This window comes from Lysinibacillus sp. CNPSo 3705, assembly GCF_028674935.1.
Taxonomy (GTDB): Bacteria; Bacillota; Bacilli; order Bacillales_A; family Planococcaceae; genus Lysinibacillus.
Map to the genome: position 1 here is coordinate 1 of NZ_JAQZSD010000104.1, position 10114 is coordinate 10114.

Sequence of the window (10114 nt, forward strand, 5' to 3'; positions counted from 1 at the left end):
TTTTAAATCAACTGATGTTAAATTTATTACTAATTTCCATTATTTTATTGGATACAATTCTTATTGTGATCAAGTTTCATTTTTAGAAATTAGTTTTTTATTAGAAGTCGATTGTAGGAAGTTTATTTTGAAAATGAAGTTTAATGATGTTACTACTTTAGATTTATTAGGATTTGGAAATAGTTATAATCAAATAACGGGCTTTAGAATTAATAATTTGAAAGATAAAGGTTTTGAATTACCAAAAAAATATTTAGTAGAAGATTATGAGAATAATATTATTAAGTTTTTCTGTGCAAGCTTTGAAGTGTTGTCATTAGTAGAAACTTCTTAATTATAAGATACTTATTTACTAGCTGTAATTTATAATGAGAGTTTACAGAGGCAGTACTATCATGGTGTTTTATTTTACATCTGGGCTAGGAAGAAAACGTGAGAACTGGCGAAATGAAATTTTTAAGTTAAGATATGATATGAATAATTAAAAACTATCGAGAATGACAAAGCTCGTGGCGATAAACATGGATATAAATAGTTTTTTAAAATAACTCATGATGTACCGCTACCTAGCAATGCTCATCCTTCAGGAATAGGAAAATAATACAAAGGAGAAATAACTATGGAGAACCTATACCTGGAGTATGTTACTAAGAGTGCTATCGAAGGTCTTGTAAAGAAAGTGAAACTACCTGCTCCTGATGAATTTACACAAGATTGGGAGTATGAAGTGTCGGATTCTTCAAGAATAACCGAATTCTTATACGCCTATGAAAATATCGCATTAAACAAAGAAGAAAAATTCGCTTTAATGATTATTATTATTTCATCATTCAATGATGCAATAGTAAAAGGAAAGGCTGAGGAGAAATGGGCTAGCTTGATTAGATATCATCTTCTTCAAGACAATAGTATTCATAAGAATACTATTTATTATTGGTCGATGTTGGATGAGGATGATCTGGAAAATTGTCATGCTGTAACATCTTTCATAAGAGAGATTGCATATGTCGCTGAATTAGATGGTCAAGACTAGAGTTGTTAGAGGGGAATTAATTTACTAGGCATACAACTCTATTAATAAACTCGTACAATGCAACCTACAAACCAAACATTAAACAATTCGAACACTTGATAAACTTTCAAAGGCTTATTCCATTTGAACGATGAAAGAGGAATGAACCTTTTTTTATGCCCAAAATCAAAAGAGGAAAAGAAAAATGGAAAAACAATTGTACAGACACAAGCAGAGTATGAGGCAATCAAAAACATGAGAACTGGGCGAAATGAAATTTTTTGGTTAAGTGTAGTTTGATCAAACTAATGAGAATGACAAAGCTCGTGACGATAAACAGGATATAAATAGTTTTTTTAATACTAATGTATTAAGAGTGAGAATAGGCGAGATGACATTTTACTAAAAAGAATTATTCATGGATGTCATAAGCACGAAACACACGAGATTAAATAAGCTAAAGGGTTTAAACGCTACATTTGCCATGTGGTAAAAAAGATGTCATACTGTCAATAATAAAATAACTTATAAAACTTACAAATATCAATAAACTTAAAGCACTTATTGCCTATAACAGGCGACAAGTGCTTTTTACATTTTTAAATACGGAAATTGAAAAGATTACGATTATTTAATTAGTGTAATAAGTATTAAATTTTATTCAAGTACTAGCATACAAGGAGAGGAACAGGCGATGGATAGGGGTTTCGATAGATAAATTTGTTATAAATTATACATTGCTGCTAATTCATCGAAAAATGCAACATTACCTACAGGGGATATCCCTAAGGGTAATTCTATACACTATGCTGAATCGGACGGAAGAAATATATCCCCTGAGTAGTTCTTCAAGGAAGAAGCTATTGCAGAAGAAATGTATGAAAAATTTAGGGGTTTAGGAACAGAATACGTGAATGCTATTGCTAATAATACTGACTTTTCTATTACTAGAGTACAAAGGATTAAAGATCATGTCTTTAATAACTCCCATATAAAGGATCACGGAGTTGGGAGATTTGACCCGGACTACGAACTGGCTCAAGCATGGCAAAGATTGATAGATGGGAAACAATTAGATTCTGATATACAATTATTAGATCACGAAATTTTGAATCAAAATTTGAAGGTATATTCCAGACTAACTATAGAAAAGCGCATGACAAAACAATAGAATCTGGAAGGCCATGGAATTTGGAGAAAAACTATGAGGAGTGAAGAGTCATGGCAGCTTTTGTATTGATGTTAAAGGAGTTTGAAAACGAAGATAGGGTAGTCTATCAATATGGACCAAATGAGAATTCAATGGGGCGAATTGAGTATGATAAAAAAATAGGGTTATCAATCAGCTTTCACCAATTGATTCACAAGAGTTTGCTGATGATTTCTTCTTTAAGAGAGCAGGAAGACGTCTTTCGAGAATGATTATTAAAGAGAATCAGAACTTTGTTGACCGAACAACTATAGAATCTTGATAATTGCTAATGAGTTTAGTAATTTTTTATTAGATTTAGCTATGAAAGAAATATAACATAGCATTTGAACCTTGATTGGCTTTATGTCTCTCAAGATTTTTTAGTGGGGCTAACCAGAGTCGAATAAATTTTCATTAATTATGATAGATGTAACCCTTATGAGCACTACAAAAAGCTTCATTTAATTATATCTCCAAAAATAAAAATGCAACCAAAGCAACTGTATTAACTGTAAAGATACTAAGGGTACGGGTAAAGTTAAATTCTCTACTAATAACTTGCCAAAGGATCCTAAAGAATTAATCAACAATGGATGGAAAGATGTAACACCAGAAGGAATGGCGAAAAATACTAAATCACGTGAGATTATTGATCCTGAAACTGGAATGAAGGTTAGATTTGATCCTGGAAAACCAGGAGCAAATGGTTTTGAAGGTAAAGATCATTATCACGTGCACAATCCAAACAGCACAGGTAAAAAGGATTATTACCTTGATATTAATGGTAACCCAGTACCAAAAGGCTCGAAAGCATCTCACATTGAACCGTAGCTTGGGAGGAGAAATATGAAACCATCAGAATTTATTAAAGCTCATAATCTTTTAGATAGTCTTGTTGAGGAATTAGAGTATGATGAAGTTAATAAGCAATTAAAGATAATGTTAGAGTTGTGTCAGTGGAAACAATCTTACTATCTTGAAACAGAACCAGAAATGCAGCTTGGAATATTAATATTCTCTAATGTGACAATCTACAAAACTGAACCTGAATTATTCAATCTGGATAGTAGTGAAATACTAGAGGTAGACTTACTCCCGTTACCTGGAGACGGTGAGTCTATTAAAATAGTTCTTAATGGTTTAGATGATGTAATTGTACTATACATTCATTCTAATGAAGTAGAATGGATTGAAATAAAACCAGAGAGTGAACAATAGTTAGGTGTTTACAAACCAAAACAACAAGATCGTACAATACAACCAACAAAACGAACACAAAATAACTTGACAATACACTTGTAAACTTTCAAAGGCTTATTCCAACGTAATCGGTGAGGAGGAATAAGTCTTTTTGTATGTTCAATTTAATGTGTAATAAAATGGTGAATAGTATAATGTTGGAGAAACGCGGTACCGAATGAAATAAGAGATTATTTTTTTATTAGCGAATTTTAAGATTACGACATAGGGTACGGTAAAAGATGTTACTTTTAAAGAGGGTTATGATACACATTTAACCGAAGTGGAGGGTTTTAAAGCAAAACCGAATATTGGAATAAAGGGTGGTCACAATCTTGAGAACTTTGAACAATTTATTTTAGATAACTTTGGTAATCAAGTTAAGGATATTAATCAAGCTGTTACTAAAACGTCTCATCCTGATATTTCAGGAATTTATGAGGTAAAATATAAGCTTCCTGTTTATGATGGATTGAGTAAAGAAAATGGTGGAAAAGGTAACTTTACTGGACAGTGGAAAGAGTATAAGAATCCTAAGACAGTATATGACCCAAAAGTTTTTTCTGATGAGCAGATTAAAGTTGGGTAGGGAAGCAATGGAGGAAGGCATTCAAAATGGTAGAGTAAGAATTGACTCTCGACCAAATGCTATTTCTGATGAGATTATTGGATATGCTGAAGTTGATGGTAAAAAATTACAATTCATAGGTTATAAAAATAAAGTTACCGGGGAAATAAGTAATTTCTTCCCTGTAATTCCAAAATAATAATAGAAAGGTAGGTTTAATAAATATGGATGATGAAATTTATTATGTGAAAGATACACAAGAAAAAATTGAAAATATGGAGGCTTATTACAGGACTTTAGGTAATGGATATTTTTTAGAGGCACTTAATGAGTTTAAAAATGGCAAAGGATTTGGTATTGGTTATACTAGTTGTTATTTTGCAACTGAATGCACTCCTAATGATGAAGAGTACTTTGGAGATACTGGAGTGAATTTTACAACAACTCCTCCAGTAACTAGTACTGAAGTATATTCAATTGTGGATTATGAGATGTTTTTCGAGTATTTACTTAAAGTAGCTCAGGAATACCTATCCATATATCCTCAGAATAAATTAATTGTTGTGGAGAACTTAACTCAAATTCAAAAGAGATTCGGTATTGAAATAAAGAAGTAAACAAAGGTTAAACATTGAAAATAAGAAGTATAAATTAACTTTCATAAGAAGCTTTAGAATCAAAGAAATCGACTCTAGGGTTACAGCTCATAACAGATGAGTAGAAAGAGAAATTAGAATTTGCTGATAGATAAAGCCATATTCAGAATCAATATATCATGAAGGCAATGTCATCATGAGTACTACCAGGGGATAAGCGTTAAGCAATTGACCATATTTTTATTAGATGCCAGTAGCAATACATGTTCGGTGAAAAAAGCGAGTGAAATTTTAAAGTTGGTGAAAGAGGATGGAACCACAATAAGAGAACATCAAGAAATACGAGACTTTCTAGTAAAGAGTATCGTCCGAGACATTTCATTTAAGAAGCAGGAAATGCGCTATGTGGAACGAGAATTAAAAGGGTTAATGAGTTTACTAGACTTTCAATTAGACACGATGCCAGGCATAGACCTCGTTACAGCTTCGGCTTTAATTGCAGAAATAGGTGATGTACATCGTTTTCCAAATGCCAACAAATTAGCACGATTTGCGGGCATTGCGCCTGTTTACTTTGGCTCTGGTGGGAAAGGAAGGGAACAAAAAAGCAAGCAAGGAAATCGGGCGCTACATGCTTTATTTTACAACTTAGCCGTACAACAAGTACAAGTGGCAAAAGGAAGTAAGCTGCCTAGGAACCCAGTGTTTTATGCATACTATCAACGGAAACTAAAAGAAGACAAAACAAAGGGACAAGCATTGGTTTGTATCATGAGACGGCTTGTAAATATTATATACGGCATGATGAAGCATAAAACAGCCTACGAATTACCCGAAGTAAAAGAGGGAGAAGTAGTTTAATAAGGTTTAAGACAGATTGTTTTTTTATTAGCGGATTTTAAGATTACAACATAGGGTACGGGTAATAATTCTAAAAATAATGGACAAAGTACTTTGGAAACTGGAACAAGATTTCCAACTAAACAAATTAATCCTAGGGTAGACCAACATATTATTGATAAAGTAGCAGAAGCGAGAGGAGCATTATCTAATAGATATAAAAAACAAGGTAATTTTGCTTATGCAGAAGTAGATATTGTAGGAATCAATAAAAAAGATTTCTTTGCACATAGTGGAATTTATGATGCTTCAAAAAAAATACCCGGGGCTGAAGAATTCTCTTTTAAACCTAATAAACCTACATTTGAAGCTACGAAAGCGTATGATAATGGAGGAAACAATTATTTAAGGGACGGGGATACCGAGTATAAAATTTTAAATGATTTAGCAGAGAGAGTTGGAGATAATTATAAGGCAAAAGGCAAAATAAAATTATTTACTGAAAAAGATACATGTGATAGTTGTAATCTTATTATTCAACAATTTAACGATAAATATCCTAATATTACCATAGAAGTGATTCATAATGCTGATTAAATGATTTTACCTAACAAGTAATGGAGGTTTATAGAAGTGGAATTTAGTTATCAAGAATACAATGAGTATATAAATGAAACTTATGAGGAATTTAAAGAAGAAAAGATGAGTAACAAAGAAGCAATAGCAAGAACATATAATGAGTATGATATGGTCGCTAAGAAAAGTGAAACAGATAAGGGAATAGTTTATATAGAACTTGCAGAAATTTTAATTACTCATTTCAAAGCAATGTATACATTCAAGAGTTATATTGAAAATGTGTTGATTAAATTAGATTTTAATTTAATTAAACTTGAAAATGCTTTATCTCGGGAAGAGTATAAAGACCTGTTTTCACGTAGAGTACATGTTTTACAAGAATTGAAAAAAATGCCTCTTGATTACTATCAAACGGTTTGTTGGTATTATGAAGAATTAATAGAGGAAGTACAAAAGTATATTAGCAATTTTATAGAAGAAAACAAAAATACGGACACTATAGTCACTGATGTATTACAACGATTTGAACGAGATTGTAAAAACACAAAAAGTGAAAAGTATATCATCTATACAACACTTGCTGAAAATCTGTGTAATCAAGGATTAAAAACTGTAAATGGTATTGAAGATATAAAGAATGAGTTGCAATCATTTCAAGTTTACGATATATCTAACGAGCAATTAACTAAAGATGACCAAGAGAAATTAGCAAATCGAATTAAAAATGTTTTAACTAGGCTAAAATGAAATGATTGAAAAGATACTTAACTAAAACAAAACTATTTTGAGAGTCCTAGTCCTTGTTCTATAATTATGGTGTATAAGGGCTTTCATGCAATTGTAAGTTATATTGGTTTCTACAGTCCCCGCTCATTAAAATAATTTGTAACCATACCATGCTTAAAATTGACATGTTATGACGGCAATATTCAAAGGTGTTACCCAACAATAAAAGCGTAATAAAAGATATATACGATTTTATTCATCATTACGATAGAAAAAGTCGCTTCCAATAACTGATCTGACCCCAAAAAGTTTTTAAGCAACTTCTAAGACCTGAATTCGGTACTCCACCGGGCTTAGGTCTTTTAATTTTGCCTTCATTCGTTTGTGATTGTAATAGTGAATATAGTCTTGGAGTTCCTGTTAAAAATGTGCCATGTATTCAAATTCTTGTAGATACAGGAGTTCAGATTTTAATAAACCAAATAAATTTTCTATAACTGCGTAATCCCATGCTGTTTTAATGTTCGTTGATACTTTTTCATTTGATAGTGCCATCGTTTGGACTGGAGTTGATTCAAAAGGAGTAACATGGGTGGGGTATTTTGAAAATGGTAAAATTATATCGTTATTGACAACAACACCCACACCATAGGAGGAAGATGAATGGATAAACTACTAGATTCCAATGATTTAATTAGTATAGAACACTCACTAGTGGAAGATTTAATTAATGTTTGTTATGTTGTCGGGTCATTTAAAGACGCTACAAGATGTTAGAGTAATAAGATTGGTTTTGGAATAGATTTTGGTGGATTTACTTTTTGGAGTGACTTAGATGAATATGATAAGACTCTTTATGAAGAAAAATTTAATGGTATTGAAATACAGAAGCAAAAATTCTTGAAGATATAGCATCCCAAATTAAAGATCCAAATATAAAAGGCGAAATAAATCTTTTCACTGAGTGGGATACTTGTCAGAGTTGTACAAATTTGATACTTGAATTTAGACATAAGTATCCAAATATTAAGCTAAATGTATACAGTAAAGGAATGATTCAATGAAAATAGCATGTATTGAGGAAATAAAAGATATCGTTGTTTTTGGATTTGACGAATATATTAATGAAAATAATTATAATGTTGCCCAGACATCAGCGAAAATTTTAGAAGAATTTCAAAAGGGGGTTAACGCAAATGTTTTTAGCAAAACAGCTTATTTTACTTTAATAGCAATTGAGAGTCTAAAATTAAATGAAATTGTTGATTATTTATATATGAAACTTGAAATTTACTTAAACAATACAAATTTTGATAATACTATAGAAAAAAAAGAAGTTGATCAACTTTTAAATGAAATAGAATTATGTAAGAAATTATTAAAAAAAGAAAACTACAAAATAATTCAAACTGATGATTACTTTAAAGCTAGTATTGATTATATCTTGAGTAAAAAACCAGAAAGCTATATATGATTCTAAGATGAGTAAAGTTTACAACTTGTTTGATGTGAGTTTATTTGTTTTTTCATCTCAAATAGAGATAGGTAGTTGTAGATTTTAATTAAGATATTTATTTTCGATTAATTGGAAAAATAAAAAACTGATTTTGATCAACAGCCAGTTAACGGTTATGCCGATTTCTGGTTGTTTTTTAATTGTTATGTTTAGGAATAAAAGGAGCTACTTCTATAACACCTAGCGGCGGTCAACGAAAAAAGGAGGGTAATAATGGTGTTATATTTAAATGAACGTGTTGCTCGACTTCAAAAAGACAAAATTCCAATGCAAATCTTGTACAAACGAAGAAGTAAGTGAAGTGAAAAAATTAATAAGAAATAATAAACTTCCTGAAGCTTATATTGAGTTTCTTGAAGTAATGGGTAGAGGAACAGAGCATACTTTATTACGAGGTGAGTCATGTTTTATTGAAGAGTTATTGGAATTAAATGAATGGGGAGCAGATTTATTAGAAGAAAATAAAGTGCAATTGAGACTTACTCCTAACGACTTTGTATTTTGGATGAGTTAAGGGTGGATGTTTTGTTTCTTTAAATTAGATGAGGGTGAAAATCCTGCAGTCTATTTTTATTCTGAAGGCAAAAAGAAAGATGGTTTTTATAAGATTACAGATATATTTACATAATTTTTACAGTATAGGTATATTAAAGATATGTATATTTTTCAAAAAGAGATTAAAAGATTACTTTAATTTAATATCGGTACTCAAGAAAATCGGGGAGAAGCTAGAGAATGGATAAAAAATATAAGTATAAATATAAAGCCTCAAAGTGAAGGGGATATTTAACTTTTACTTAATTATCTCCAAATAAAGAAGTTTTAATTACAATATAATGAACTGGTTTTAGCAATCTAGCTTAATAAAAAGTTTGGTATGAATTGTTTCAAAATGGGGGATTAACAATGTTTGAAGAAAAAGTTAGAACAGTTTTAGGTGCACGAGCATTACTAGATGATAATGACCCAAGAATTGAGCAAAAATGGCAAGAGCTAATTGCTTTACTAAGTGAAAATGAAAACTTAACTTTGAATTTTTTACAAGTTTGTACAAAAACAGAACTTTCATTTTTAAGTGAGGTTTTTGAAGAAGTGGCATATAATTTGCAAAGTAAAAAGTATATTGAACTACTATATCGCTTAAATCTGAGATACCCAGACTTAAATTTAAAGAGAAGTATTGAGATTGCAGAGGAGTATATGGGTTAAATTCGAGGCATCATAGTTTTTGAATCCAATAAGTTAAGCGGAAAATAGATAATTTAAACTAGTTGTGCATTAAGAGAGATTAATCCTGATTCCGATGCAAACCTTGAATAGCAATTTGCTTGGAGGAAAAAAGAACCTAATTTTTCCAGTTAGTTAGTCTGTTAATAACGGAATATGAGGAGGGCTACTTATGAGTAAAATTCATGATATTAAGATTTTAAATTATCAAATAGACTTTGAGAATTCAAAAATTGAAATGAAAGTGGAAAACGTACAAGAAAAACCATTAAAAATTTTATTTGAAGATTTTTTTGCTTTTCATTTTGAAAACCAACTACCTGATAGTATTCTTTTCGATATAGCTAAAGGAGAGGTCGATTCATTTGCTTTAGAAAACAAAGAATTGTTAGATAAGGAGAAGGATTATCTTTGGCCAATGGATTATGAAAAGGTTGAGGATTTGATTAAATATATAGAAGGAAATAATTACCATCAATGTAAAATTTACTCTTAATATGGATTAAATGGATGGATTCTTTCTAAAAAGATGCTTTTTGAAGAATAAAAAGGACAAAAAGATAAATTATCTAATTCTCGTAAAATTAATAAGCGATAAGTAATGTAGTTAAAATAGAAC

16 protein-coding genes and 2 pseudogenes are annotated in these 10114 nt (G+C 30.7%); 17 read left to right on the forward strand and 1 reads right to left on the reverse strand.

What is annotated here, in order from left to right:
- The 12 genes and pseudogenes from PVA17_RS23510 to PVA17_RS23565 all read left to right on the forward strand — a co-directional run.
- A partial coding sequence (locus PVA17_RS23510) for a hypothetical protein (protein ID WP_274069162.1) occupies window positions 1-334 on the forward strand: 334 nt, incomplete at its 5' end.
- Between the two features lie 285 nt (window positions 335-619).
- On the forward strand, window positions 620-1033 hold the full coding sequence (locus tag PVA17_RS23515; RefSeq protein ID WP_274069163.1) for a hypothetical protein: 414 nt from the start codon (window positions 620-622) through the stop codon (window positions 1031-1033).
- Window positions 1034-1922: 889 nt separating this feature from the next.
- Window positions 1923-2183, forward strand: coding sequence for a hypothetical protein (locus PVA17_RS23520; protein ID WP_274069164.1), 261 nt, complete (start codon window positions 1923-1925; stop codon window positions 2181-2183).
- Between the two features lie 50 nt (window positions 2184-2233).
- Window positions 2234-2434, forward strand: a complete 201-nt coding sequence (locus PVA17_RS23525; protein ID WP_274069165.1) for a hypothetical protein — start codon at window positions 2234-2236, stop codon at window positions 2432-2434.
- 388 nt (window positions 2435-2822) lie between these two features.
- The gene (locus tag PVA17_RS23530) at window positions 2823-3035 is read left to right on the forward strand and encodes a hypothetical protein (protein ID WP_274069166.1); all 213 of its coding nucleotides are present in this window, start codon (window positions 2823-2825) and stop codon (window positions 3033-3035) included.
- A gap of 15 nt (window positions 3036-3050) precedes the next feature.
- A complete protein-coding gene (locus tag PVA17_RS23535; RefSeq protein WP_274069167.1) occupies window positions 3051-3422 on the forward strand; it encodes a hypothetical protein in 372 nt (123 codons plus the stop codon).
- 304 nt (window positions 3423-3726) lie between these two features.
- Window positions 3727-4032, forward strand: a complete 306-nt coding sequence (locus PVA17_RS23540) for a hypothetical protein (protein ID WP_274069168.1) — start codon at window positions 3727-3729, stop codon at window positions 4030-4032.
- A gap of 7 nt (window positions 4033-4039) precedes the next feature.
- Window positions 4040-4210 (forward strand): hypothetical protein, encoded by a 171-nt coding sequence (locus PVA17_RS23545; RefSeq protein WP_274069169.1) that lies wholly within the window; start codon window positions 4040-4042, stop codon window positions 4208-4210.
- A 25-nt stretch (window positions 4211-4235) separates the two neighbouring features.
- On the forward strand, window positions 4236-4628 hold the full coding sequence (gene cdiI, locus PVA17_RS23550; protein WP_274069170.1) for a ribonuclease toxin immunity protein CdiI: 393 nt from the start codon (window positions 4236-4238) through the stop codon (window positions 4626-4628).
- Window positions 4629-4814: 186 nt separating this feature from the next.
- Window positions 4815-5468 (forward strand): annotated as a pseudogene (locus PVA17_RS23555) (transposase); the annotation flags it as partial.
- Window positions 5469-5561: 93 nt separating this feature from the next.
- Window positions 5562-6044, forward strand: coding sequence for a deaminase domain-containing protein (locus tag PVA17_RS23560; RefSeq protein ID WP_274069171.1), 483 nt, complete (start codon window positions 5562-5564; stop codon window positions 6042-6044).
- A gap of 36 nt (window positions 6045-6080) precedes the next feature.
- Window positions 6081-6773: an Imm3 family immunity protein gene (locus tag PVA17_RS23565; protein WP_274069172.1), complete on the forward strand. Its 693-nt coding sequence runs from the start codon at window positions 6081-6083 to the stop codon at window positions 6771-6773.
- A 291-nt stretch (window positions 6774-7064) separates the two neighbouring features.
- Here the strand turns inward: PVA17_RS23565 and PVA17_RS23570 are convergent.
- Window positions 7065-7306: pseudogene (locus PVA17_RS23570) on the reverse strand (IS3 family transposase); the annotation flags it as partial.
- 342 nt (window positions 7307-7648) lie between these two features.
- Between PVA17_RS23570 and PVA17_RS23575 the strand changes: the two are divergent.
- The 5 genes from PVA17_RS23575 to PVA17_RS23595 all read left to right on the forward strand — a co-directional run bounded on the left by PVA17_RS23575 (window position 7649) and on the right by PVA17_RS23595 (window position 9991).
- On the forward strand, window positions 7649-7816 hold the full coding sequence (locus PVA17_RS23575; RefSeq protein ID WP_483308048.1) for a deaminase domain-containing protein: 168 nt from the start codon (window positions 7649-7651) through the stop codon (window positions 7814-7816).
- A complete protein-coding gene (locus PVA17_RS23580) occupies window positions 7813-8226 on the forward strand; it encodes a hypothetical protein (protein ID WP_274069173.1) in 414 nt (137 codons plus the stop codon). The genes PVA17_RS23575 and PVA17_RS23580 overlap by 4 nt, the downstream gene beginning before the upstream one ends.
- Before the next feature lie 343 nt (window positions 8227-8569).
- Window positions 8570-8782, forward strand: coding sequence for a hypothetical protein (locus PVA17_RS23585; RefSeq protein ID WP_274069174.1), 213 nt, complete (start codon window positions 8570-8572; stop codon window positions 8780-8782).
- 392 nt (window positions 8783-9174) lie between these two features.
- On the forward strand, window positions 9175-9477 hold the full coding sequence (locus PVA17_RS23590) for a hypothetical protein (protein WP_274069175.1): 303 nt from the start codon (window positions 9175-9177) through the stop codon (window positions 9475-9477).
- A 190-nt stretch (window positions 9478-9667) separates the two neighbouring features.
- Window positions 9668-9991 (forward strand): hypothetical protein, encoded by a 324-nt coding sequence (locus PVA17_RS23595; protein WP_274069176.1) that lies wholly within the window; start codon window positions 9668-9670, stop codon window positions 9989-9991.
- The last annotated feature ends 123 nt before the right edge of the window (window positions 9992-10114 follow it).